Source organism: Curvibacter sp. GW821-FHT01G03, assembly GCF_059422285.1.
In genome coordinates, this window is record NZ_JBWKWP010000008.1 from 227411 (window position 1) to 252994 (window position 25584).

Annotated in this window: 22 protein-coding genes and 1 pseudogene; 7 read left to right on the plus strand and 16 right to left on the minus strand. The window is 62.1% G+C overall.

Annotation, left to right across the window (positions count from 1 at the left end):
• Positions 1–103: 103 nt before the first annotated feature.
• The 6 genes and pseudogenes from AC07VS_RS13690 to AC07VS_RS13715 form a co-directional block, all read right to left on the minus strand.
• Positions 104–3561, minus strand: a pseudogene (locus AC07VS_RS13690) (pyruvate carboxylase).
• Positions 3562–3703: 142 nt separating this feature from the next.
• The gene (locus AC07VS_RS13695; RefSeq protein WP_494751222.1) at positions 3704–4474 is read right to left on the minus strand and encodes an amidohydrolase family protein; all 771 of its coding nucleotides are present in this window, start codon (positions 4472–4474) and stop codon (positions 3704–3706) included.
• 94 nt (positions 4475–4568) lie between these two features.
• Entirely contained in the window at positions 4569–5516 is a 948-nt protein-coding gene (locus AC07VS_RS13700; protein WP_494751223.1) for a tripartite tricarboxylate transporter substrate-binding protein, read from the minus strand.
• Between the two features lie 33 nt (positions 5517–5549).
• Positions 5550–6530 carry a Bug family tripartite tricarboxylate transporter substrate binding protein gene (locus AC07VS_RS13705; RefSeq protein ID WP_494751224.1) on the minus strand — a complete coding sequence of 327 codons (981 nt, stop codon included), beginning with the start codon at positions 6528–6530 and terminating at the stop codon, positions 5550–5552.
• A gap of 31 nt (positions 6531–6561) precedes the next feature.
• Entirely contained in the window at positions 6562–7203 is a 642-nt protein-coding gene (locus tag AC07VS_RS13710) for a 4-carboxy-4-hydroxy-2-oxoadipate aldolase/oxaloacetate decarboxylase (protein ID WP_494657934.1), read from the minus strand.
• A 36-nt stretch (positions 7204–7239) separates the two neighbouring features.
• Entirely contained in the window at positions 7240–8103 is an 864-nt protein-coding gene (locus AC07VS_RS13715) for an NAD(P)-dependent oxidoreductase (protein WP_494751225.1), read from the minus strand.
• A 185-nt stretch (positions 8104–8288) separates the two neighbouring features.
• Here AC07VS_RS13715 and AC07VS_RS13720 point away from each other — a divergent pair, with 185 nt between their 5' ends.
• The gene (locus AC07VS_RS13720; protein WP_494751226.1) at positions 8289–8978 is read left to right on the plus strand and encodes a GntR family transcriptional regulator; all 690 of its coding nucleotides are present in this window, start codon (positions 8289–8291) and stop codon (positions 8976–8978) included.
• Between the two features lie 37 nt (positions 8979–9015).
• Here the strand turns inward: AC07VS_RS13720 and AC07VS_RS13725 are convergent, their stop codons facing one another.
• Entirely contained in the window at positions 9016–9258 is a 243-nt protein-coding gene (locus tag AC07VS_RS13725) for a hypothetical protein (RefSeq protein ID WP_492347535.1), read from the minus strand.
• Between the two features lie 15 nt (positions 9259–9273).
• On the opposite strand from AC07VS_RS13725, the gene AC07VS_RS13730 reads away from it, so the two are divergent.
• Positions 9274–10179: a LysR family transcriptional regulator gene (locus tag AC07VS_RS13730; protein ID WP_494751227.1), complete on the plus strand. Its 906-nt coding sequence runs from the start codon at positions 9274–9276 to the stop codon at positions 10177–10179.
• A 42-nt stretch (positions 10180–10221) separates the two neighbouring features.
• Here the strand turns inward: AC07VS_RS13730 and AC07VS_RS13735 are convergent, their stop codons facing one another.
• On the minus strand, positions 10222–10845 hold the full coding sequence (locus AC07VS_RS13735; protein ID WP_492347533.1) for a TetR/AcrR family transcriptional regulator: 624 nt from the start codon (positions 10843–10845) through the stop codon (positions 10222–10224).
• A 195-nt stretch (positions 10846–11040) separates the two neighbouring features.
• Between AC07VS_RS13735 and AC07VS_RS13740 the strand changes: the two genes are divergently transcribed.
• The 3 genes from AC07VS_RS13740 to AC07VS_RS13750 all read left to right on the plus strand — a co-directional run bounded on the left by AC07VS_RS13740 (position 11041) and on the right by AC07VS_RS13750 (position 13949).
• Positions 11041–11844 (plus strand): SDR family NAD(P)-dependent oxidoreductase, encoded by an 804-nt coding sequence (locus AC07VS_RS13740; RefSeq protein WP_494751228.1) that lies wholly within the window; start codon positions 11041–11043, stop codon positions 11842–11844.
• Positions 11845–11876: 32 nt separating this feature from the next.
• Positions 11877–12854 carry an alpha/beta fold hydrolase gene (locus AC07VS_RS13745; RefSeq protein ID WP_494751229.1) on the plus strand — a complete coding sequence of 326 codons (978 nt, stop codon included), beginning with the start codon at positions 11877–11879 and terminating at the stop codon, positions 12852–12854.
• Positions 12855–12947: 93 nt separating this feature from the next.
• Positions 12948–13949, plus strand: a complete 1002-nt coding sequence (locus tag AC07VS_RS13750) for an NADP-dependent oxidoreductase (RefSeq protein ID WP_494751230.1) — start codon at positions 12948–12950, stop codon at positions 13947–13949.
• Positions 13950–14048: 99 nt separating this feature from the next.
• Here AC07VS_RS13750 and AC07VS_RS13755 read toward each other — a convergent pair whose 3' ends face one another.
• From AC07VS_RS13755 to AC07VS_RS13780, 6 genes are read right to left on the minus strand one after another with little or no spacing between them, the layout of a single operon-like run.
• The gene (locus tag AC07VS_RS13755; protein WP_494751231.1) at positions 14049–15023 is read right to left on the minus strand and encodes a Bug family tripartite tricarboxylate transporter substrate binding protein; all 975 of its coding nucleotides are present in this window, start codon (positions 15021–15023) and stop codon (positions 14049–14051) included.
• A gap of 43 nt (positions 15024–15066) precedes the next feature.
• On the minus strand, positions 15067–16131 hold the full coding sequence (locus tag AC07VS_RS13760) for a CobW family GTP-binding protein (protein ID WP_494751232.1): 1065 nt from the start codon (positions 16129–16131) through the stop codon (positions 15067–15069).
• Complete coding sequence (locus AC07VS_RS13765) at positions 16128–16496, minus strand: hypothetical protein (protein ID WP_494751233.1); 369 nt, start codon at positions 16494–16496, stop codon at positions 16128–16130. Before AC07VS_RS13765 ends, AC07VS_RS13760 begins: the two co-directional genes overlap by 4 nt.
• Positions 16497–16504: 8 nt before the next feature.
• Positions 16505–18292, minus strand: a complete 1788-nt coding sequence (locus AC07VS_RS13770; RefSeq protein ID WP_492347526.1) for a hydantoinase B/oxoprolinase family protein — start codon at positions 18290–18292, stop codon at positions 16505–16507.
• Entirely contained in the window at positions 18289–20367 is a 2079-nt protein-coding gene (locus AC07VS_RS13775; protein WP_494751234.1) for a hydantoinase/oxoprolinase family protein, read from the minus strand. Before AC07VS_RS13775 ends, AC07VS_RS13770 begins: the two co-directional genes overlap by 4 nt.
• Positions 20368–20379: 12 nt before the next feature.
• Positions 20380–21240 carry a fumarylacetoacetate hydrolase family protein gene (locus tag AC07VS_RS13780; protein WP_494751235.1) on the minus strand — a complete coding sequence of 287 codons (861 nt, stop codon included), beginning with the start codon at positions 21238–21240 and terminating at the stop codon, positions 20380–20382.
• Positions 21241–21524: 284 nt separating this feature from the next.
• Here AC07VS_RS13780 and AC07VS_RS13785 point away from each other — a divergent pair, with 284 nt between their 5' ends.
• Entirely contained in the window at positions 21525–22451 is a 927-nt protein-coding gene (locus tag AC07VS_RS13785; protein WP_492347523.1) for a LysR family transcriptional regulator, read from the plus strand.
• Positions 22452–22598: 147 nt separating this feature from the next.
• On the opposite strand, the gene AC07VS_RS13790 is transcribed toward AC07VS_RS13785, so the two are convergent.
• Positions 22599–23666 (minus strand): porin, encoded by a 1068-nt coding sequence (locus tag AC07VS_RS13790; protein WP_494751236.1) that lies wholly within the window; start codon positions 23664–23666, stop codon positions 22599–22601.
• A 463-nt stretch (positions 23667–24129) separates the two neighbouring features.
• Positions 24130–24798, minus strand: coding sequence for a protein tyrosine phosphatase family protein (locus AC07VS_RS13795; protein WP_494751237.1), 669 nt, complete (start codon positions 24796–24798; stop codon positions 24130–24132).
• Positions 24799–25386: 588 nt separating this feature from the next.
• Between AC07VS_RS13795 and AC07VS_RS13800 the strand changes: the two genes are divergently transcribed.
• The gene (locus tag AC07VS_RS13800) at positions 25387–25575 is read left to right on the plus strand and encodes a hypothetical protein (RefSeq protein ID WP_492347519.1); all 189 of its coding nucleotides are present in this window, start codon (positions 25387–25389) and stop codon (positions 25573–25575) included.
• Positions 25576–25584 lie beyond the last annotated feature (9 nt).

Below are 25584 nucleotides of genomic sequence, written 5' to 3' on the forward strand. Positions count from 1 at the left end.
AAAAAGTCAACAACCCCAGACATCAGGTTCGCTAGAAGCAAAAACAGGGGTCTAATTTTTCTGCTGGTTCATGTGACAAGCCTCATGTCTATGGCGCACAGGCTCAAACGCTGCTGAGCTCCATCAGCAACGCCTTGGCAGGCACCGTGTCTCCGACCTTCACGTGAACCGAGGCCACAGTACCATCGCGCTCGGCCGTGAGCTGGCTCTCCATCTTCATGGCCTCGATGCTGGCCAGCACATCCCCCTTCAACACCTTTTGACCTGGCTTGACGGCGATGCGTGCCACCGAGCCGGGCATTGGCGCAGCTACGTGATGGGGATTGCCCTCCTCAGCTTCTGGCAAGGCCTTAGCACTGGCCAATGCACCGGCCTTGGCGATTCGCACCAGACGCGGCTGACCATTGAGTTCAAAGAACAGGCGGCACTGCCCCTGGTCATCTGCCGGCGCCCTGCCCTCGACGCGCACTTGCAGGGTCTTGCCCCGGTCGATGGTGACGGCAATCTCCTCGTGGTCCTGCAAGCCATAGAAGTAGGCCGGGGTCGGAATGCGGCTCACATCGCCATACTGGCTTCGGTGTTTCGCGTAGCCCTGGTAAACCTTGGGGTACATGAGATAGGAGGCCAGTTGCTGATCATCGACTGCATGGCCGACCAGCTTGCGGGCTTTCTCGCGCTCAGCCTCGAGGTCCACCGCAGGCAGGTGTGCACCTGGGCGCCCCTCCAGAGGGGTGGCACCCTTGAGCACCTTGCGCTGCAAGGCAGCAGGGAAGCCATCAGCCGGGAAGCCCAGCTCACCGCGCATGAGCTGCACGACTGATTCGGGGAATGCGATCTCTTTATCCGGATGTAGGATGTCCTCGGGCGAGAGTTCGCTGGCCACCATGAACAAGGCCATGTCGCCCACGACCTTGGAGGTCGGGGTGACTTTCACGATGTCGCCGAACAGCTGGTTGACTTGGGCATAGGCCTCGGCGATCTCTGGCCAGCGGTGCTCGATGCCCATGGATCGCGCTTGCTCGCGCAGGTTGGTGTACTGACCACCAGGCATCTCATGGCGATACACGTCGGAGGTGCCGCTGCGGATGTCGCTCTCGAAGGGCAGGTAGTAGCGCCGTACCCCCTCCCAGTAATGAGACAGCCCTCTCAGGGACTGTTGGCTAACGCCCGGGTCGCGGGGATGCCCCTCCAGGGCCGCGACGATACTGCCCAGGTTGGGCTGGGAGGTCAGACCGCTCATGGCGTCCATGGCACCATCGACGATGTCGCACCCCGCCTCAATCGCAGCCAGAACACTGGCACCTGACAGCCCGCTGGTGTCATGGGTATGGAAGTGGATGGGCAGCCCCACCTCCTCCTTCAGGGCCCGTACCAGCGCGCTTGCCGCACGTGGGCGACAGACGCCGGCCATGTCTTTGATGGCCAGTATGTGAGCACCGGCTGCCTTGAGCTCCTTGGCCAAATGGACGTAGTACGCCAAGTTGTACTTCGCGCGCTGCTCATCAAAGAGATCTCCTGTGTAGCAGATGGCCGCCTCACACAAGGCCCTTGTCTCACGCACCGCCTCCATCGCCACCCGCATGTTGTCCACCGAGTTGAGTGAGTCGAAGACACGGAACACGTCGACCCCCCCTTGGCCGCCTGCTGCACAAAGAAGCGCACCACGTTGTCGGGGTAGTTGGTGTAACCGACCGCGTTGGAGGCACGCAGGAGCATCTGCAGCAATACATTGGGCACTGCTTGACGCAATTGGGCCAGCCGATCCCAGGGGTCTTCGTTGAGGAAGCGCAGTGCCACGTCAAAGGTGGCGCCACCCCAGCATTCCAACGAGAACAGGTCGGGCATCAACCGGGCGTAATGCGGGGCAATGTCCACCATGTCTTTGCTGCGCATCCGAGTTGCCAACAGAGACTGGTGGGCATCACGCATCGTTGTGTCGGTCAAGAGCACGCGCTGCTGGGCCAGTACCCATTGACTGAAGGTATCGGGCCCCAGGCTCTTCAGCAACTGACGAGTGCCCTCAGCGGGCATAGCGGTCAGATCGCAGACCGGCTTCACCGGCATCGATACGGGCAATGTCGGTAGAGTGCGGCCTTTCATTTCTGGATGGCCGTTGACACTCACCTCGCCCAGGTATTTGAGCAGCTTGGTGGCTCGGTCTCGACGTGGTTTGAACTTGAGCAGTTCAGGTGTCTGGTCAATGAAGCGTGTGGTGCACTCGCCGCTCTTGAACAATGGATGAGCGATGACGTTTTCCAGGAAGGCCAGATTGGTAGCCACACCCCGAATGCGGAACTCACGCAGTGCCCGATCCATGCGCGAGATGGCATCGTCGGCGTTGCTGCCCCAGGATGTGACCTTGACCAACAAGCTATCGTAGAACGAAGTGATCACCGCTCCCGAATACGCAGTACCACTGTCCAGGCGAAGGCCAAATCCGCCACTGGATCGGTAGGTCGAGAGGCGACCATAGTCAGGTGTGAAGTTCTTCTCTGGGTCTTCAGTCGTCACACGACATTGCAGAGCATGACCATTGCACCGAATGTCGTCCTGGATAGGCACGAACCCACCGTCGACCCCAACCTTTGCACCTTGAGTCACCGCAATCTGAGCCTTGACCAAGTCGATCCCTGTGACCTGCTCGGTCACGGTGTGTTCAACCTGAATGCGAGGGTTGACCTCAATGAAGTAGAAGGCCCCGGTGTCGGCATCCATCAGGAACTCAACCGTGCCAGCATGGGTGTAGTTGACGGCATGGGCCAGCTTGAGAGCCGCCTGGCACAGAGCGTGGCGGGTCGATTCGCTCAAGTAAGGTGCCGGCGCACGCTCAACAACTTTCTGGTTGCGGCGCTGTACCGAGCAATCGCGCTCATACAGATGAACCAGGTTGCCATGGCGGTCACCAAGGATCTGCACTTCAACGTGGCGAGCCCGCTGGACCAGTTTCTCCAGGTAAATCTCGTCATTGCCAAACGCGGTCTTTGCCTCGCTCCGAGCCACCGGCATCTGGGTGAGCAATTCAGCCTCGCACTGGATGATGCGCATGCCGCGACCGCCCCCACCCCAACTGGCTTTGAGCATGACGGGGTAGCCGATTTGGGCCGCCATTGCGCATGCCTCAACGGCATCGAAGGGAAGTGGCGGCGTGGCTGGCATCACCGGTACGCCTACCGACTGTGCCAAGTTGCGCGCTGCCACCTTGTTACCCAGAGTTCGCATCACATCGCCCTTGGGGCCAATGAAGGCGATGCCAGCGGCCTCGCATGCGTCAGCAAAGTCGGGGTTTTCGGAGAGAAAGCAATAGCCCGGATGGATAGCGTCCACACCCGCTAGTGTGGCTGCGCGGATCACCTCAGCAATGTCGAGATACGCGGCAATCGGCTTTTGCCCCTCACCAACCAGATAAGCCTCGTCGGCCTTGAAGCGATGCAAAGCAAATCGATCTTCATGGGAGTAGATCGCGACCGTGCGCATACCCATCTCTGTGGCGGCGCGCATGACGCGAATGGCGATCTCTCCTCGGTTGGCAATCAGGATGGACCGGAGGGTTCGTTGTTTCATGAAAGAAGACACTCAGAGTTTAAAAACCGTCGCAATGGCACCAGCGTTCTGCGGCGCCACCAAAAACTCTGACTGGAATTCGCCTAAGGCAAATGCCCGGGTTGTATCGGGAACAAAGTGGCATCTTCCAACGCCATGAGCCTCAAAATTTGTACAGGGATGTCGGGTTGTCCACCAATATCCGGCGTCTGAGACCTTCTTCCGGTGCCCAACGCGCCATCAGGTCGAACAGGGCTGCGTCGTTGGGCTTATCTGACTCGGTCACATGAGGCCAGTCTGATCCCCACACCACACGCTCTGGATGAGTCTTGAGTAGGCGCTGCACAAACGCATCCAAATCACGGTACAGAGGGTGATCGTTGGATGCGATGTAAGCGCCTGAAAGCTTGATCCAGGCTTGGCCTCGATCCAATAATCTCAAAAGCTGTTTCTCAACGTCTTGGGAAATAAACGGCGCCGTGTTGATCCTGGCCAAGTGGTCTATCACGATAGGAACAGGCAACGCGGCAAGGCGATCCACCAATCCCAAGAAGACGTCAGCGCTCATGTGCAACTGAATATGCCAACCAAAATCCTTGATCTGCTGCGCTACTGACTCCAGCATTTCGTCGTGCGTCGCGCCTTTTTGAACAAGGTTGAACCTGGTGCCTACCACACCTCGTGCACTCATTTCAGCTAGGGTCTCAGCTTTGAAAGTCGCGTCAACAACCGCAACCCCGCGCGCAGCTTGCCCCATTTGGTCCAAACCACTGAAAAGCACACGGTGATCAAGACCATAGCTAGAAGGCTGGACCAACACGCATCGCTGCAATCCGAGTCGTGCCTGAAGCTTCCGATAGTCCTCGACGGTGGCGTCCGGATGGGTTAGTGCATCGGGCGAGATAAACGGAAACCGGTTGTCGAACAAGTGCATGTGGCAGTCACATGCATTCTCTGGGGGTGTGAATGCAGGCCTGTCGGTGCCAGCTGAATAGGGAACAGAATGAGACATGGCCTGCTCGTTTCAGTTACTTGGGAACTACTCCGGCGCGATGCCAAAACTCATAGGACGCAGCCACTTCCTTGGCTGACTCATCCAGATCAGCTGGAGCGATTTCGAGCGACATATCCGCCACCTTGATCTGGACGTCTTTGTCCGCCAATGTTGCACGCAACGCTGCGTTGAACTTTTCCGCCAAAGGCTTAGGCAAGCCTTTCGGAGCGAAGAAAGCGTTGAAGCTGTTGACACTCACTCCAGGGAAGCCTTGCTCCTCGAAAGTCGGTACCTGAGGCATGAATGCCGAGCGCTTGCCGCCAGAGATGGCAAGGATGCGAACTTTTCCGCCCTTGAGCATTTGCAGGCCTTCGGGTTCGCCCGTGACCCCGGCGGCGAGATGTCCTCCGATCAGTTGCGGCATCAGAGCTGCAGAGCCGCCGAACGCGGCGGAGGCCATCTTGATGTTGGCCCTTTTGGATAGGGCAGAGCCAATGATGTCGGGCACACCACCTTGCAGAGGAACACCATAGTTGCCTTGAGTTGAATCCCTTCTGACCAGCTCAACGAATTCATTCAAGGTCTTGGCTTGGCTGCTGAGAGGCACTGCAAAGGTCCACTGGAATCGGGCCACCTGCCCTACTGCAACAAAGTCCTTGAGGGCGTCGTAGTTAGCAGACGGCGTCATGAGTGGCACCACCACCACAGAATGATCCAGTGCCAGCAAAAACGTAGTTCCATCCGCGGGTGCAGTCTTGACGTAAGCCGTGCCCAGTTGACCACTTGCCCCCGGCTTGTTCTCCACCAGAACAGGTTGCCCCAATTGCTTTGACAATCCGGGAACCAACAAACGAGCCACCACGTCAGTTGCACCGCCCGGGGCGAACGGCACCACGATCTTGATGGGGCTCTTGAACTCTTGTGCCCAGGCATTGGTTCCAATCGCCAGTCCGGCGAATAGTGCGATCATTATTTTTTTCATGCTTGTCTCCTTGTCGGGTTGTCTGAACTGAGCTCACTCAACCTTGGCACCGGTCTCGCGAACCACTGTTGCCCAACGGGTACCTTCGGATTTCATGTAGTCAACGTATTGCTTCTGGGTGCCGCCCAGGATCACAGACCCTTTCTCGGTCAGGCGGGCACGGAGACCAGGGTCAGCCAACGACTTTTGCAGTGCGTTTTGCAGCTTGCCGACCACGTCTGCCGGGGTCCCCTTCGGCACCATCAACCCTTGCCAAGCGCCCATCTCCATGGAGCTTTTGCCAGAGGCTTCACGCATTGTTGGTACCTCGGGTAGCAGCAACGAACGTTTCTCGCTGGTCACAGCCAGCGGACGAAGCACTCCACTCTTGATGTGAGGCGTTACCTCATTGACAGGCAAGAACATGAAGTCAGTCGCACCACCGATCAAATCCGTGATCGCTGGTGCGCTGCCCTTGTATGAAATGTGTGTTGCGCTGACGCCCACTTCTTTGAGGAACAAGGCGCCTGCCAAGTGAAGCAGAGCCCCAGTTCCGGATGACCCGTAATTCGCTCGTCCCTCGCGGCCTTTGCCCCAAGTGATGAACTCCGCGAGCGTCTTCGCTGGAACAGCGTTGTTCACGACCAGGACCAGGGGGATGGTTGCGGTCAGAGAAATTGGAACGAAATCCGTGTAGGGGTCGAATCCGGGATTGGCATACAACGACGGGGCCAGCACCACTGCCGACGTCGCATAGAACACCGTGTAGCCATCTGGCGCAGACTTCTTGACCTCAATCGCACCAATGTTCCCGCCGGCCCCCCCCTTGTTCTCAATGATGACCGTCCCGCCCAACTCTTTCCCAAGTTGCTGAGCTACAGAGCGTGCATTGATATCAGCGGAGCCACCGGGTGGGAACGCCACGACCATCCTGATCGGCTTATTGGGATAGCTCGGCTCCGCCGCATGCGTGACATGTAGTGCCGCGAGTAGCGAGAGGCCGAACGCCACTGCGACTTTCGAGAGATTGAGCATATTTGTCTCCGTGTTGTATTTGGTGTGCCTATCAGACGATGCCAAATCGCTTGAGGGTTTCGCCCAAATTGAGTAACTCCAGAGTGTTGGATGCCCCAGCTTCGATGGCCTCTCGTTGCTTGACCTCCTTCTCTTCTCGGGCCAGGCTGCTGGCAATGGCCGAGTCGACTTCATCTTGGGCCACCACGACCAAGCCATCGCGGTCACCGACGATGATGTCGCCCGGGCGGATCACGACATCACCGATGCTGATCGGGACATTCACCTTGCCAGGCTGATTCTTGCCAGTGCCCTTGATGGAGAGCCCGCGGCAGAAAACGGGGAAGCCCAAATCGATGATGAGATTGGCATCACGTACACAACCGTTGATGACCAATCCGGCAATACCCAGCTTGATGGCCTGCAAAGTCAGGACGTCGCCCCATGGACCAGCCTCCATGAAGCCTTTGGCGTCGACCACCAACACATCACCGGGCTTGGCCTGAAGGACCGCGTAATGCAGCATCAGGTTGTCTGCGGGACGCACATCGACGGTCAGCGCGGGGCCTGCCATGCGCACGGTCGGATCGATGGGCTTCATACCGTGATCGAGAGCCCCTTTGGCTCCTTGTGCTTCGTAAATGGTGGCGGTGCCCAGGTCACGCAGTTGGGTGAGCTTGTCTTTGGAAATCATGTCTGTCCTTGATGTCGGTAAGTAGGTGAATGGGGTTCAGGCTTGAGCTTTGTTGTGTGTCAAGAGCCATTGAAGTGCCTGGTCGATATTGGGATCAGGCATCTCCAAAGGATGGGCCTCGAGCTTTTGGGCGGTATCCAGGAATCGCTGCTCCACCCCAGGAAGAACAAGGGACGTCAGGCCCTGTGCGTTCAACTCGTTGTTGGCGTCGTGAACCTCATGGGCGCGGCGCTTGGCATGAATGACATGTGTACGAACCAGCATGTCTATGAAACTTCGCAAGGGGGTTTGATCGATGTCGCTGAGCTGTGCATACAGTTGCTCGCGCACCCCCTGCTTCTCGGCGCTGGTTAGCAACTCCACACTCAAAGCCTCCATCCCCTTGGTGAAGACACTGCGCAAAATCTTGAGAGAGATCGCATCGCCTGCACGGCCGTCTTGGATGACTTGCACGCGTGCCCCAGCGGCCTCTAGCAAGGCCTTGAGCTCTACAGCGCCATGGCCTGCTGCCAACAGTGGCGTGCGCACCCAATTCAAACTGATGGCCCCCATGATGGCTGTGTCGACATAACGCAAGCCATGCCGAGAGGCAAGATTTGCCGCATTGCGCTTGACCTCTGGACTTGCGGTAGTGAGGTCTGCCAATCCCGCAGCTGGGCGGGCGAACTTCACAACCTGTGACGTGACATTCAAAGCTTGCGCTCCGGTGACGCACGAAAGAACCCAGTCAGCGGAACTCAGCCATTCCCCAATCTCGGGGTGCAAGGACAAACCCAATTGAGTGGAAAGGTCATGAGCAGCGGCTGAGGGTCTTGCCTCGCACAGCAGAAGTTCAAAGCCCGCTTCGTGCAGAGGCTTGGCATAGCAGCGGCCCACTTCACCCAAGCCAATGATGGCCATTCGAGTACGTTTCTGATTCATGGCGCAAGAATACAAAAAAAGTACAAAGTAGTCCACATTCGCCAGTGTTTACACCTATAAATCCCGATCTAAGAACATTATTTATACATTTCTGACACCAAACGACGCTGATCTGTGGCCTTCTAAAATGGACTCCGAACACGCTCACGAAAGAAAAGGCGACGATGAAACAAGGCTCAGACAAGGCATATGAAGTGCTACGCCAACGACTGGTTGGTGGGCACTACAAGCCAGGAACACAACTCAAGGAAGAGCCGCTGGCCCGAGAGTTTGGGTTGAGCAGGACCCCTGTCCGAGCCGCACTGAAGCGCCTGGTTGTCGACGGACTGGCTACAGCGGATGCCGGGCAAGGCATTCATGTCGCTCAATGGAGCGACTGGGACATCGAAGAGACCTTTCAACTGCGCATGCTGCTGGAGCCCTACGCCGCTTGCCTGGCAGCCGAGCGAGGAGGTACCGCGTTGGTGGCAAAGCTCAAAGCAAGCAATGAGCAGATGGCTGCCGCAATCGCAGCAAACGGAGACGAATCCATAGCTCAAATCCAGGATGCAAACAGAAGCTTTCACCGAGCTTTGCTGGATGCCTGTGCGGCTCCACGGCTGCAGACCATTTTGGAGACAATGATCGACATGCCGATCATCGTGAGATCCTTCTATCTGTCCACGCGCAGCGAGTTGGAGCAAAGCTTGCACCACCACCAAGATCTGACGGTGGCCGCAGAAGCTGGCGATGGCGAGTTGGCTCGACAAGTCATGCGACTGCACTTGCGCATGTCCTACCACCGATTCATGGTGCACCGCGATCAGTACCGTGGCAGCTCGAGCGTTGCCATGAATAACACGACGCCAAATTGACGCAACATTCCGAGGATGCACATGCGGCCCGGGTATGTCAGTAGCGAATTTGTCCGTCCGCGCCGATGACCAACAAATCCGCGTAACTGCTGCCCTCGTGTTGAACAACTGAGTAGTCCACCACATAGCCGCCGAGGTCAAAGCGTCCTTGAATCGCCCCGGGGGGTTCCTTCAGATGGTTCGTTGATGTTTCAGAGGGCTTTAGCACCCCTTCGCGATTGGCAGAGCCATTGTCTCGCCAAGAGAATGACGACAGGCTGTACCAGTTCGATGAACTCATGCGGAAATTTCGAACATGTTGAGCCTGGAAGATCTTCAGTTGCTTGAGGCGGTGCGAGTCACCGGCAGCCTGTCGCGTGCCGCTGACCGACTCGGCAAGGCGGCGTCCACCGTGTCCTATGCCGCGCGCCAACTTGAGGAACGGCTGGATGCCTTGCTGTTTGACCGGGCCGGCTACCGAATTGCCCTGACACCCGCCGGCCTGCTGCTGGTAGAGCAAGGTGCGCAATTGCATGCGCAGGCGCGTCGCCTCACCGATCGCGTCAAGCAGGTGGCGCGGGGCTGGGAGTCCGAGCTGCGCATCGTGACCGATGAGCTGGCCAACATCGAGGCGCTGCTGCCGCTGGTGAGTGGTTTCGACGCACTGAACAGCGGCGTGGCCCTGCGCATCACCCACGAGGTGTTGGGCGGCACCTGGGAAGCACTGCCGGACCACCGAGCCGATCTGGTGGTGGCCGCCACCAACGAGCCCCCGGCGATGGCGCATTTGCAGTGGTTTGAATTGGCTCAGTTGGAGTGGGTGTTCGCGGTCTCGCCACGGCACCCCCTGGCTGACGAACAACAGCCCCTCTCCACAGAGGCCATTGGCGCCCATCGACACGTGGTGGTGGCAGATACCTCCCGCCTGGCCATCGCCCGCAGCTACGGCGTGCAAGCCAGCCAGGATCGGCTCGCCCTGCCCAGCATGCGCGCCAAGATCGCGGCCCAGGTGGCGGGCTTGGGCGTGGGTTGGCTGCCCCTTGAAAAGGTACGGCCCCACCTTGAACAAGGCACGCTGGTCGCACTGAGCACGCAAGACCCACGCGAGCCCAACCAGCTGTTTGTGGGCTGGCATTCGAGCCGGGCCGGGCCCGCTCTGCAATGGTGGGTTGAAAAGCTGCGCGATCCGCGCTTGGTGGCGCCGCTGCTGCAAGTGAGCTGAGCCGCAAACCTGCCGGCGCAGCCACCGATGCCGGGCCGGCCGTCAGGCCGAAGGGTGCGGCGCCTTAGCCAGCGGTGTGGCGGCCAGCGATGCCAGCAGCGCGTCTCGGCTGGCGCTCAGGATTTCTTCGGCCAGCGCTGAATCGTCCGGACAGGCGCGCGACATGATGAGGGCGCCCACCGCTTGCGAGAGCAGGTTCAAGGTCTTGGCCCGTGACGCTGGTGTGGGGGCGACCGCGTCGTCGTGGGCTTCTGCCGTGGCGCCATGGCCGCCGTTCAACGCCGCCACCAGGCTTTCTATCCCGCTTGCAAAGGCGGCCCGAACGGCGTCAGGCTGACGTGCCGCATCACCCCCCAAGGCGGCCATGGTGCAGCCGGCGCCTCGGCCGTCGCGATGCTCACGTGACACGTAGGAGCGGACGAAGTCCGCGGGATCCACACCGCCCTCGGTCAAGGCCACGGTGCGCGCGATGCCACAAGCCGTCGATTCGGCAATCAGCTCGGCCTTCGAGGCGAACTGCTTGTAGAAGCCGCCGTGGGTCAACCCCGCCGCGGCCATCAGATCGGCCACCCCCACACCGTCATAACCGCGCTCACGAAACAGCTGAGACGCGGTTTCAACCACCCGCGCCCGATTCGCCTGCGCCTGTGCTTTGGAGACTTTCATCGTGGGCCTGCCTTGAGGTACTGCATGGCGGCAATTCTATATTGATGTCGAACATCATCAAAATATTGACTTTTTAGATTACGACCGTCATCATTGATGCATGGCAGCGCCAAAACAGGCACTGAACCATGACTGCCAACCCAACCCCGCCGGGATTCGTGAACCCCCGGCCTTCTTTGCCAGGAGCCTTCGAACATGAGCAACGCACTCTCCACCACACTGCCCACCGTCCTCGTCACCGGTGCCTCCAGCGGCATCGGCGCGGTCTACGCCGAACGCTTTGCCCAGCGTGGGCACCCGCTGATTCTGGTCGCCCGTGACAAAGCCCGGCTCGATGCGCTGGCGGCCAAGCTCAGCGCGGCGCACCAGGTGGCGGTGGACGTGATCCAGGCCGACCTCACCCAGCAGAGCGATCTCGCTGCGGTCGAATCCCGCCTGCGCGACGACAGCCACATCGGCATCCTGATCAACAACGCGGGCATGGCCCAGACGGGCCACTTTCTGCAGCAAACCGCGCCAGACATCGAGCGCCTGATCACCCTCAACACCACCGCCCTGACCCGGCTGGCCGCCGCCATCGCCCCGCGCCTGGCGCAGGCTGGCACCGGCGCCATCGTGAACATCGGCTCGGTGGTGGGCCTGGCCCCCGAGTTCGGCATGACGCTCTATGGCGCCACCAAGGCCTTTGTGCAGTTCCTGTCGCAAGGCCTGCACCTGGAGCTGTCGCCCAAGGGGGTGTATGTGCAAGCCGTGCTGCCGGCCGCCACGCGCACCGAGATCTGGCAGCGCTCCGGCATCGACGTCAACACCCTGCCCGAGGTCATGGAGGTGGACGAGCTGGTGACCGCCGCCCTGATCGGCTACGACCGCCGCGAGCTGATCACCATCCCGCCGCTGCATGTGGCCGAACGCTGGACCGCGCTGGAAGGCGCCCGTCAAGGGCTGCTGTCCGACATCCGGCAGGCCCGCGCGGCCGACCGCTACCAGCCCCAGGCCTGAGCACACCAGCCTTGGCCACCAGGAACAGCGTCATGTCCAACCAGCGATTGAAATCACCCCTCCAGGCACTGGCGCTGTCGGCCGTGCTGGCTGCCACCAGCGTGATGGCCGCACCCGCATCATTACCAGCGCAGCCCAGCCCCGCGACGCCAGCCGCAGCCCGGCAGCTGCAGCAGCCCACCTGGAAGACCGTGCCCACGCAAACCCTCACGGCCGGCGACGTGCGCTTTGCCTACCGTGAACTCGGCCAGCAAAACGGCGGCACGCCCGTGCTGCTGCTCACCCACCTGGCGGCCGTGCTCGACAACTGGGACCCGCGCATCGTCGATGGGCTGGCCGCCAGGCACCACGTCATTGCCTTTGACAACCGGGGCGTGGGCGCCTCCACCGGCGCCCCGGCCAACACCATCGAGCAGATGGCCGACGACGCCATCCGCTTCATCGAGGCCAAGGGCCTCCAGCAGGTCGATCTGCTCGGCTTCTCGATGGGCGGCATGATCTCGCAAGAAATCGTGCTGAAAGTGCCGCAGCGGGTTCGCAAGATGATTCTGGCGGGCACAGGCCCGGCCGGGGGCCAGGGCATCAGTGCCGTGGCCGGGGTGGCCAACTACGACCTGATCCGGGCCACCCTCACCGGCCAGGATCCGAAGCAATACCTGTTCTTCACGCGCAGCGCCAAAGGCATCGAGGCAGGCCAGGCCTTTCTGGCCCGCCTGCAAGAGCGCAGCCAGCAGCGTGACGCCGACATCGCCATCGGGGCCTATGTGGCCCAGTTGCAGGCCCTGGCCACCTGGGGCCAGAAGCGGCCGGCCGACCTCTCGGCCATCCAGCAACCAGTGCTGGTGGTCAACGGTGACGACGACCGCATGGTGCCCACCCGCAACACCTACGACCTGGCCAAGCGCTTGCCCCATGCGCAGTTGATCATCTACCCGGATGCGGGGCACGGTGGAATTTTTCAGTACCACGAAGACTTCGTGACCCAGGCACTGGCCTTTCTGGCGAACTGAGGCCGCAGGCTTCGCCCCCCACCACCCAGTCACCTGCCCCTCACCACAAGCATCACCGGAACACGGCCCGCCCTCACGGCGGCCCCAGCCAACATGAAAGCACTCACCTTCAAACGCTATGGCAAATCGCCCGACATCGGGTTCTCGCATGTGGCGCAACCTGCGCTGCAGCCCGACGAGATCCTGGTGCAGGTTCACGCCGCCGGCCTGAACCCCATCGACAACATGGTGCCTGCCGGCACCTTCAAGCCCGTGCTGCATTTCAAGCTGCCGGCCACCCTGGGCAGCGATCTGGCGGGCGTGGTGGTCGAGGTCGGCGGCCGCGTGACCCGCTTCAAACCGGGTGACGAGGTCTATGCCAGCCTGTTCGACACGGGCAAGGGCAGCCTCGCCGAGTGGGCCGCCGTGCCCGAGAGCGCCGCTGCGCTGAAGCCAGCCAACCTCGACTTCGTTCAGGCGGCCTCCATCCCCATGGTGGCGCTCACCTCGTGGCAAGCCATGAAAGAGCGCATGAACCTGCAAGCCGGCCAGAAAGTGTTCATCCCCGCAGGCTCTGGCGGCATCGGCACCCTGGCCATCCAGTTGGCCCACCATTGGGGCGCCAAGGTGGGTACCACCGTCAGCACGGGCAACGTCGAACTGGTTCGCCACCTGGGGGCCGACGAGATCATCGACTACAAGAAGCAGGCGTTCGACCAGGTGCTGAGCGGCTACAACGCGGTGCTGGGCACCATCAGGGGCGACGCCATCGAAAAATCACTGAACATCCTGAAGCCCGGGGGGCGGATCGTCTCGCTCATCGGGCCCCTGGATGTGGCCTTTGCCAAGGCCAAGAAGTTGAACTTCATCCTGAGCTTCGTGTTCAGCCTGATGAGCCGCAAGATCCGGAAGCTGGCCAAAAAGCAGGGCGTGGATTACGGCTTTCTGTTCGTGCGCCCTGACGGCCACCAGCTTGCAGACATCGGCGCGCTCCTCGAAGCCGGGCACATCCGGCCCGTGATCGACAAGGTGTTTGCCTTTGACCAGGCCAAGGAGGCCTTGGACTACCTTGCGCAGGGGCGGGCGAAAGGGAAGGTGGTGGTGAAGGTCAGGTGAGGCCGTCCCAGGGCCCGCGTTGTGCCCCCGGGGCCACACCAGCCAACACTCGGCTTGCGCCCTGGGCGCCAAGCCACCCAGCTGCGCCAGGCCGCGCGCTCACTCAGGCTTGAAACCCGCGGCCTTGAGCAGCTCGCTTCCTTGCAGCACTTCTGAGGCGATGAAGCGCTTGAATTGCTCCGGCGTCTCGCTGACGGGCTCAATGCCCAAGGCGCTGTAGCCGCCTGATCGGCCAATCTCGGCCACCGCCGCATTGATGGCCTTGTTCAAGCTCATCACCCGCTCAGGCAGCGTACCGCGAGGTGCCCAGACGCCATACCAGGAGGCATAGGCATACTGGCCCAGCCCGCTCTCAGCCAGGGTGGGAACCTCAGGGGCCAGTGCACTGCGCTTGCTCGACGTGACCGCAATGGGCCTGACCTTTCCCGACTTGGCCAAAGGCAGCAAAGAGATCATGGAATCCAACAGCATGTCCACATGGCCCCCGGCCACATCCACCAGAGCCGGTTGCGTGCCCTTGTAGGCCACGTAGGTTAATTTGAGCTGCCCCATGCGTGCCATGAGCAGGGTGGCCAGATGGCTGGGCGCGCCCGCTGCGGGTATGCCGGCTGTCCACCCCTCCGGTTTGGCGCGAGCAGCCGCCAGCACGTCTGACAGCTTTCTGGCCTCCAGGTCGGGGGCGATCACCAGCATCAGGGGCGCTTCGCCGACGCGGCCAATCGGCACGAAGTCGGCCTGCGGATCGTAAGGCGGGTTTTTCAGCACCTGGCGCGCGTAGATGTGGGTGGCCGCTGAGAACAACAGGGTGTATCCGTCGGCAGCGGCAGTTTGGACATACTTGCCCCCCAGGGTGCCGCTGGCGCCGGCACGGTTCTCAACAATCACCGGCAAGCCCAATTGCTTGCCCAGTTGGTGGGCCAGAAGGCGGGCTGCGGAATCCACACCGCCACCGGCAGCAAACGGCACGACGATGCGCAACAGGCGGTCGGGCTCGGGAAAAGTGGCCGCCTGGGCCAGGATCGGGCTGGCCAGGCCCGCCAAGGCGCCCAGCATCTGTCTTCTTGATGTCTTCATTCTTGTCTCCAGGGTTGTCACGCTATCAGGTCAAGCCGGTTGTTCACACCGGTCTGCGCCGGCTGCGGCGTCGGGCCATCACGTCGAGGGTGCTTTCGAGCACCTCGCGGTCCATGCCTCGTGTGATGAACACCAGGCGGGTGCTGTGGTCTTCAGAAGGCCAGGCCGGCAGGTATTCGGGGGGGTGGAACAGGTGCTGCACGGCATGGACCACCATCGGCGTACCAGGCGACTGCGCCGTCTGCACCAGGCCCTTGAAGCGCAACAGCTTCTCGCCCTGCGACGCCACTACCAGATCCAGCCATTGGGCAAAGCCCTCCAGATCGAGCGGCTCATGGCGCACCAACACAAAGCTCTGCACATCCGACAGGTGCGCAGGCGGGTCGCTCTCTGCCGCTACCGGGTGGTAGAAGTGAGGACTGCCGGGTTCGGCGGAATCGGGCCCGGGCACCAGCAGCTGCCGGCACAAGAGCGCCAGCAGGTACTCCATATCACTTCGGTCAGCCTGCCGCACGCGGGCTGCCGGGTTGAGTTGTGCCAGGCACTGCAGCAAGGGCGCTGTAGCGCTCGGGTCTGGCAGCAGGTCCAGCTTGGTGAGCCACACCTCATCGGCGGCCGCCAGTTGGGCCAGGGCCTCGGGATGCTGTTCGAGGCTTTGCATGCCCAGCACGGCATCGACGGTGCAGAGCACCGTGCCCAATCGGTAGCGCTGCGACAGCACAGGGTCCATCATCAGGGTGCGCAGTATCGGGCCCGGCTCCGCCAGCCCACTGGTCTCGATCACCACCCGCTGGATCGTGTGGCCAGGGCGGTCCAGCAGGGCTCCGAGTGCCTTCAACAAGTCACCCCGAACAGCGCAACACAGGCAACCGTTGGGCAGCAGCACCACGTCGTCGGCTGAGGCAGCCGTGAGCAGTTCATGGTCCAGGCCGGTTTCACCAAACTCATTGACGATGACGGCGGTTCCCACCAGGTCGGCAGACGACAGCAGTCGGTTCAGCAGCGTGGTCTTGCCGCTGCCCAGAAAGCCGGTGAGCACGCTGACCGGCACCCGAGACCCCAAAGGCTGTGCCTGGGCCTGCAGCAGGGCAGAGAAGTGCCCGTTCATGTTCCGGTCCCCCCGCCATGCAGCGCCTTGAACGAGGTCAGGGTCTTGTCGATGCGGGGCAGCACCCAGTCGCACACCGGCGCAGGCAGCTCGCCCTCGCTGGCTTGCTGCAACAGCACCAGCAGGGGTGAAGGCGGCCAGCCCGCAACCTGATGGCTGCGGAAGTACGCGGCCACCGCGGGCAGATCACTGCGCAACGCGGCATCCTCGAGGTAGTCGACGATGTCGAGCTCGAAGTCCTCCAGGCGCAGGCTGATGCCCCCCGCCCCGCAGCCACAGGACATGCCCAGGGCCACGTGACGGATCGCCAGCTCGCTCCACAGGCTCACCAGCCTGGCCGCCTGCATCCGCTGCTCTTCGGCCATGGCGAGGCTCACTGGCCGGCCCAGGCCACGGGGTCGGTGGTCGCCACCTCGCCGGGAGGCTGCGCGCGCAAGGCCCGGGTGGCCTCGGCATCGACCTGGCCCCGTGCATCCAATGCCACACGATAGACCTGGCGCGCCACCTCGGCACTCACATAGCCTTCGCGCACATCCTCGGCCACGCTCTCCAGATCGCGCGCCAGCGGGTTGCCGAAGCCACCCCCGCCACCCGACAGCATCTTGTAGGCGTCGCCACGTTCAAGGCGCACGTTGAAGATCTTGGCGTTGGGGTGGTCGGTCTTCCACTCGCCCTTGTGGCGCACGGCCAGCCCGTTGCCCATGGCGTCACCGCCCCCGTCCAGGCCCCAGGGCTTGCAATGCACGCGGTCGATCCGGGTGGTGACGGTGAAGGGCGACAGCGCCTGCACCACCATCTCGGCCCCCAGGCCCCCCCGGTACTGGCCAGCACCGGCTGAGTCACGGCGGATCTCGTACTTTTCGACCAGCACCGGGTACTTGGCCTCCAGCTGCTCGGTGGGGCTGTTGTGGGTGTCGCCATCGTTGATGCAGACGGTGACCGATACGCCGTCCTCCTTGCTCTTGGCGCCCCAGCCGCCGCCCAGCGGGCCAATGCCCACAATGAACAGGCGCCCATCCTCCGGGCTGATGCCATGGATGTTGGGGAACACCAGATCGGCATGGTGGCCGGCAATCGAACGATCAGGAATGGCCGGTGCCAGCGCCTTGAAGATGGTGTCGATCACCGTCATCGGGAAGGTCATCCAAACCCGCATCGGATACGGGCGCTCCGCGCTGATGACCGTGCCCATCGGCATGATGACCTTGAGCGGTCGGAACGAGCCATCGTTCACCGGGTAATCCGTGGGCGTGGTCAGGCACTTGTAGGCCACCTGGGCGCAGGCGATGCCGGTGGTAAAACCTGAGTTGTAGAAGCCACGCACCTGCTTGCTGACGTCCGACAGGTCCACCGTCATCTCGTCGCCGGACACCGTCACCTTGACGCGGATCGGAATGCGCTTGCCGATCTCCAGGCCATCGTCGTCCATGAACGATTCAGCCTCGTAGACGCCATCGGGAATCGACAAGGTGTTCTGACGGGCCACGGCCTCGCTCGAGTCCATGATCTGTGCGATGGCCCCGTTCACGGCTTGGGGTCCATAGCGCTGCAGCAGTTCGACATAGCGGCGCTCACCCGTGGTGATGGCCGTGATCTGGGCCCGCAGATCGCCCAGCGCCCGCTCGGCGAGCCGAACGTTCATGGCGATGATGTCCACCAGATCCTGGTTGACGACACCTTCTCGCTGGTACTTCATGATGGGGATCTGGATCCCCTCGCTGAAAATGTCGGTGGTGACATTGCCCAGCGTGCCGCCCACATCCAGCCAGTGCGCCATGCAGCAGGTGAAGCCTTCCAGACGGCCTTCATGGAACACCGGCATCGTGAACGTGAAGTGGTTCAGGTGACTGCCCGTGGTGTAGGCATCATTGGTCACCAGGATGTCACCGGGGCGAATGTTCTCGTACCCGAAGTGCCTGATTTTCGCCTTCACGGTCTCGGACATCCCGCGGATGAACATCGGCAGCCCCAGCCCGATCGAGACGGTGTCGCCCTCCTTGGTGAACAGCCCGACCGTGAAATCCAGAGCCTCATAGATGATGAGGTTGTAGGCGGTGCGGGTCAGGTTGGTCTTCATCTCTTCCGTCACGGCATACAAGCCATTGCGGATGATCTCTACAGTGACCGGGTCCACGGTCTTGAGCTCAGCGCTGGTGTTCATGTCCGGTCACTCCCAATCTCGATTTGCAGGTTGCCAAGTTCGTCGACGCGCAGCGAGTCGCCCGGCTGCACCACGGTGGTGGAGGCGTGCTCCTCGATCAGGGCCGGGCCCACGATCTCGTTGCCTGCCAGCAGGCGATCGCGCAGGTACACCGGTGTGTCGGCCCAACCCGAGGATCGGAAGTAAACCGGCTTGATGGACCGCACGGCCGCGGGCTCGGGCCTCGCAGCGCCTTGCGCCACGCTGTGCTTGGGCGGCTTCTTCATCGTGCCCAGCACGGTCACGCGCAAACTCACCAGGTCAGCAGGCTCCTGGGGGGCCGAGGTGCCGTAGCGCACCTGGTGGAGCTGATCGAACTGCTGTTTGATGGCGGCCCGGTCCTTGCCCTCGAAAAAGGCCAGGGGCAGATCCACCGTCACGGCATGCTCCTGCCCCACGTAGCGCATGTCGGCGGCCCGTTCGATCACCACGCCATCGGCCTGCACCCCGGACTGGGCCAGCGCGGCGCGCCCCTCGTCTTCCATCTTCTGGTAGGCCGCCTCGATCTCGTCAAAGGAGACGTCGTTGAGCTTGCGGAACACCGAGCGCACGTAGTCGTAGCGCAGGTCTGAGAACAACATGCCGTAGGCCGAGAAATAGCCCGGGGCATACGGAATGAGTACCTTGCGAATGCCAATCTCGCGCGCAATCGCCGAGGCATGCAAGGGGCCCGCGCCACCGTAGACCACCATGGTGAAGCTGCCCGCGTCCAGGCCGCGCTCGGTCGTGACGGCCTTCACGGCATGCGACATCTGGGTCACGGCGATCTGCAGAATGCCGTCGGCCGCCTTGGTGGCATCCAGCCCCAGCGGCGTGGCGATGCGCTCGCGCATCTGGCGCTGGCAGCCTTCCAGATCGAGCTTGAGTTCACCACCGAGGAAGTTGTCGGCGTCGAGACGGCCCAGCACCAGATTGGCATCGGTCACCGTGGGCTCGGTGCCCCCACGCCCATAGGCCACCGGCCCGGGGATGGAGCCGGCGCTTTGCGGGCCCACGCGCAGGGCGTTACCCGTTTCAATCCGAGCGATCGAACCGCCGCCCGTGCCCACCTCATGGATGTCCATCATCGGGATCTGGATCGGCAGGGCACGCTCGTAACCACCGATCAGGGCCGAGCCCGTGGTCAAAGGACGGCCTTCGCTGATGACGCCGGCCTTGGCCGTGGTGCCGCCCATGTCGAAGGCAATGGCATCGCCCATGCCCAGCTGGGCACAGATGGCCTGGGCACCAATCACCCCGGCAGCCGGCCCCGATTCGAGCATGCGCACACAGCCCACCTTGGCGTGCTCCACCGGGAACAGCCCACCAGTGGATTGCACGATGTAGAAATCGCCCTCGAAGCCTTGCTCGCCCAGGTGGCTTTCGAGCTGGCCCAGGTACTCTGACACCCGGGGGCCGACATAGGCATTGGCCACGGCGGTCGAGACCCGCTCGAACTCGCGGTATTCCTGGCTCAGCTCATGCGAGGCGCAGACAAAGGAGCCTGGCAGTTCCTCTTGAAGGATCTGCTTCACGCGCTGCTCATGCGCCGGGTTGCGGTAGCTGTGCAGCAACAGCACGGCCACGGCCTCGATGCCTTCGCCCTTGAGCTCACGCGCCAGTTCACGCACGGCCGCCTCGTCCAGCGGTTTGTGGATGCTGCCGTCGGCACGCAGGCGCTCGGCCACCTCAAAGCGCAGCGAGCGCTTGACCAGGGGCTGATGCTTGTTGAAGAACAGGTTGTAGGCGTCCGGGCGATTGACGCGCCCGATCTCGTAGATGTCACGGAAGCCCTCGGTGATCAGCAGCGCCGTCTTGGCACCGTTGCGCTCCAGCAGCGTGTTGATGGCAATGGTGGAACCATGCAGAAACAGGTGGCCGTCACGCCAATCGATCTTGGCGCTGTCGATCGTGGCCTGAATGCCGGTGACCAGCTCGCCGTGGGTGGACAAGGCCTTGCCGAACAGCAGGCGGCCACTGGCTTCGTCAAAGGCCGCCATGTCGGTGAAGGTGCCGCCGATGTCGACAGCAATGCGCAATTGGGGTTTGGATGTCATGGGGTCTCCAGTTCAGCCGGCAGAGCGGTCAGTGCCGATTCGGTTGCGCAGCACGCCAAGGCCGGTGATCTCCACCTCGACCACATCGCCCTCCTTCATGTACAGCGGGGGTTCGCGCCGATCCCCCACCCCCCCCGGCGTGCCGGTGGCGATCACGTCGCCGGGCGACAGCGGGGTGAAACGCGACACGTAGGCCACGATGGTGGGAATGTCGAAAATCAGGTCGGCCAGGCTGGCGTGCTGCACCACCTGCCCATTGAGCCGGGTCTGCAGGTTGAGTTGGGCTACGTCGGGCACTTCATCGCGCGTCAGCAGGAAGGGGCCCAACGGGCCGGTGCCCGGAAAGTTCTTGCCCGGCGTGAATTGGTGGGTGTGGCGCTGCCAGTCCCGCACGCTCACGTCGTTGAAGCAGGTGTAGCCGGCAATGTGGTCGAACGCATCGGCTGCGGCGATGTGGCGCCCGCCCTTGCCGATCACGAAGGCCAGCTCACCCTCCCAGTCAAAGCGCTCCGAGAACTCGGGGCGCAGCACCTTGTCGCCGTGGGCCGCGAGGGAATCGGCAAAGCGCAGGAACAGCGAGGGGTGCTCGCTGTCGGGGCGCTTGGTTTCTGCCACGTGGGTCTTGTAGTTGAGGCCAACGCAGATGACCTTGCCCGGCGCCGGGATCACGGCTTGGGCCTGGACCTGGGCCGGGGCGACACGCTGGCCACCCTGCTGAACATCCGCCTGCAGTTCGGCCAAGGCGTTCGCTGCCAGCACGGCCTTCAGATCAGGGAAGCGGGCCAGAAAGCCGGCCGAAGGGGCCACATAGGCCTCGCCTTGAATCAGCCCATAACGGGCTTGGCCGTCTTGAATAAAGCTCACGAGTTTCACGGGGTCTCCTTGCGGTACATCGATGACGGCAGACTGTAGGTTTCACCATGAAATCCAGATAGATGCAATTTATGTCTTTCAGATATCTCTATATAGTCATACCTAAAAGCGCCTCCATGCCGCCAGAATCGGGCCGTTGAACTGTTCGGCAGAGGCACGCCGGGCGCCCTGAACTGAAGCCACCCACGAGGCAGGCAGGGCTGCCGGGCGGCGCACGCCCGAGCTTCACCTGTCCAACCCATGGCATTGCGCCTGGCCCCAAGGGGCTGGCAAGGGACCCACCGATGAACATCCAGGACTTTCGCCTCTTCCTTGAAGTGGTCGAGGCCGGCAGCCTGACCAAGGTGGCGGCGCAGCGCCACACCGCCCAGTCGTACATCAGCCGCCAGGTCAGCGAGCTGGAAAAGCAATGCGGCGGCGCCTTGTTCCGCCGCACCGGGCGGGGGGTGGTGCTGACCGAGTTTGGCGAATCGGTGGAGCGCCGGGTGCGCATCTGGATCCGCGACAGTGAGGAGATGTTTGCCGACTTCCAGCAGCTGTCCCGGGTGCCGATGGGCGACGTCAAGATCGGCATCCTGCCTTCGGCGGCCCATCCGCTGATGACCCAGGTGTTCAGCGAACTGCGCCGCTCCTTCCCGCAGATCCGCCTGAACGTGCGCGAGGGTCAGGGCGGCGAGCTGGACGCCATGCTCGACACCGGCGCCGTGGACATGGCCATCCTGTTCCGCTACGAGCCGCCCCGCGGCCAGGAAGAGATTCACCTGGCCACGGCAGACACCTACCTGGTGTCACGCCCCGGTCTGCCCCTCACCCAGGCCGGCACGGTCTCGTTCCAGCAACTCAATGGCCTGCCGCTGGTGCTTCCCAGGCGCCCCTCTCACTGGCGGTCCATCCTCGATGAATCGGCGCGCAGCCAGGGCTTCTCTTTGCAAGCCGAGATCGAGGCCGACTCGTTGCGCATGCAAAAGGAAATCCTGGCCGAGAACAATGACCTGTACGCCCTGCTCGGGCCGTTTGCGGTGCAGGAGGAACTGCGCTGCGGCAAATTGCAGGCAGCCAAGATCATCGACCCCGAACTCAAGCGCTATGTCACCCTGGCCCTGCCCAAACAGGGGCAGCTGACGCAGGCCCTGCGTGCGGTCTCGAAGATCATCAAGGAAAAGGGCGCCGTGCTGGGCTACAACCAGAACGCTTCAAACGCGGTTGGATGACGCTGCTCGATCTTTCAAGGGCTGTGGTGTGGCCGCGCCTTGGCATGAAAAAAGGCCCAACCTCATGAAGGTCGGGCCAAAACGGGCCAAGCGGGCGGAACGCCATGCCAATAGCCACTCGCATTGAAACCTGGGTGGCTGCGCCCCTCAGAAAGAATGGCGAATACCGAAGTCCATGCCGGTCCAGGTCGCGTTGGCCACCCGTGTCACGCCCCCTCCGCTGAGCGCGGCCCCATTGCGGTTGCGAATCTGCGAATAGGTGCCATACACAGCCGTGCGCTTGGAAAGCTCATGCACATAGCCCACCGCCAGTTGCTGGGCCGAACGCCCGGAGGCCGAGTTGTCGGAGATCTTCGAAAGCGATAGCGGGATGTAGCCCGTGGCCACCTTGACCTGGGCCCCCAGCATCCAGCCGTTGGACCGGTTGGGCCCCGCCACGGCATTCTTGCGGTCTGCGAAATAGAGGGCCGACGCCGTGACCGGCCCGATCACATAGCTGGCCCCCACATTGCTGGCACTGACCGCCCCATTGGCCAGCGCCGTACGCCCCGAGGCCACGGCCACATTGAGGCCATCGCGGGCATAGCCCAGGCGGATGCCTTGGTAGTTGCCGTTGTCGGGTGTGGTCGAAGTCGAGGGCGTGTTGTTCACCGCCTTCATCAACTCGCCGTAGACGCCATGGAGTTCTGGCAGAAAGTAGCCCACCGAGTTGGAGGCCCGCACCGCTGTCTGCACCGTCGCCACCTGGGTCAGCGCGCTCTGGGCGGTGTTGATGATGCCGCCCGCCCCTGCGGTGCCGAAGGGGTCGAACACGATCAGGTTCCAATAGCTGGGCACAAAGCCGCGCCCCAACCGCACTTCACCCCAGTCGCGCGAGATCAGGCTGAGCGAGGCCCGGCGATTGAACACCAGCCCGCCGGCCGTGCCCGCCGTGGTGTTGTCGGTGCTGGCCGCACCGCCCATGCCGCTGGCGATATTGAGCCCGGCATCCAGCACAAACCCAGCCGACAGGCCGCCCCCGAGGTCTTCCGTACCGCGAACGCCAAGGCGGCTGTACTGGTTTCCGCCCGTTCCATAAACCCTGGTGATGCTGGCACTGCCTTGCGAGGCCCGCTGCACGGTGGTGTCCAGAACGCCATACAGTGTGACCGAGCTCTGCGCGGCCGCATTGAGCGCCAGCCCGCACAGCGCCATCGGGATTGCGAATCTTTTCAATTTTGTCTCCAGTCTTTTTTGAGGTTCTCCGGCCTGATGCAGGGCTTGCGCCGCCTGCACCGCATTTCAATGAAGCGGGCCAGACCGACAGACTCTAGGTTCGGCAGACGCATCCCGGTAGCGGTCAATCGGAGAAATCAGCCATCGCCCGGCGGGCATGGCTGGGGGGCGGTGGCCGTGTGCAAGAGGTGTCAAGAGGGGCGACACAGGACACTTGAGGTCTCACACTGAACCCAGCCACAGGCGGTACGCCAGGCTTCAGGCCCGCGTGCATTCGGGCTGACTCAGCATGGAAAAGGAATCAAGCCCGTCACCACCCCCACGATCAACCCGAGGATCAGACCCATGCCAGCACCCAGGAACACATTCACAACGACCAGCGTCCAGTGGCACGCGGCAGAGCTGGTGTGCGGCTGCGCGGGTGTTGCGCACTTCGAAGTCCCCGTGAGATTTGACGTGGCACTCATGGATTCACCTTTGGGCGAGCGTTGATCGCCAAGTCAATGCGATCGCGCAAATCAGCCGCATCCTGACCCGCGCCTTGAACCGAGGCCTGGATCTGTTCAGCCGACAGCCCACCGGGTCGCCTTGCTTCGGCCAGCGCCCAGGTGCGGGCTGCGCGTTTGCCGCTGCGGCAATACAGGAGCACATCTCCCTGCTCCGAGAGCACGGACTGCAGGCGAGCGGCTGCATCTTCGGGGATGTCTCCATGCGGCACCGGCACATAGGCAAACCCAAGGCCTGCCATCCTGGCTGCATGTTCCATCGCCTGCGAGGAGGGCTGATCGAGCGCTTCGCCATCGGGCCGAAGGTCAACCACCATGCGGTAGCGGCGCCCCACCGCCACCATGTCTTCGACCTGGAGTTGGCTGGTGACCCCGACACGATCTGACAAGCGGTGGGGCGCGATCCGTGCCATGGCTCTCGCCTGCACGGCACCAGACCAGGCCGCTGGCACAAGCACAGATCCCATCGCCAACAGCAGGCTGCAGGTGAAGGCCCTTCCTGGCGTGAGCCAGGCGGCAAAGCTTGAACGTTTTCTCATACCTTGGTGCAAAGTGAGTTGGGACCGGCCGATTTCAGCGGCCGGTGAGACCGATGGCTGCTTTGGCTTTCGCCGGTCTGCGGCCATGAGCCCGTCGGTATTGTTTGGTGATACCGAGTGCTGGAGGATCAGCCACCTACCCATCCTTTCTGGTCCGCGCCGATGGAGCACGGACGCCGTGCCTGCAGTCCACAGATCAGACACGCCGTCGCAGGGCAGAAGGGACTCGAGGTGGACAGGATCACCAATGAATTGCGGAGGCATTTGCCGATGTTCAGGTCAACATAAGTCCATGACTTTTAAATAGATATCGCTGTCTTTGCAGATATCTTTGCGGATCTTGAGGCAGATCTGTCTGCAGGCCCAGCTGCATACAGCACCGCCGCGCCTTCAGCGCGGGCGCGTAGCCAATTCGAAGGGGTTGAGACGCTTGCCCCTGCAGATGCACGCCAGGTCTGGTGACATGTCAGATGTCAAAATTGAGCTGTTTGCCCAGTGTCTTGCAACTGCGGGTCTGGGTGATCAGCCATTGGCCCATCACACGCGAGTTTTCCAATCGAAAAAATAGCGCTCACAAATGATTCCCCGTCGGCGACAACTGCCATTCCAAAACGACACCTCCTGTCCAAGCAACTGATCACACTGACCTCCTCATTCACTCATTGGAGGATTCAGATGTTCTGGATTGCGCTTCTCGGTATGTCGCTGTCGTGGTTTTTGGTCAAACTCGGGTTCCTGTCTGCAAAGGTCGGAATACTGACTCTGGTGATCAAAGTGTTGCTGATCATCTTGGTGATCGGGTCTGTCATGGCCATGATTTTGTGGCTCGGCAAAAAAACTTCAATTTCTGAGAATAAGCAGTGAGTCGGCATC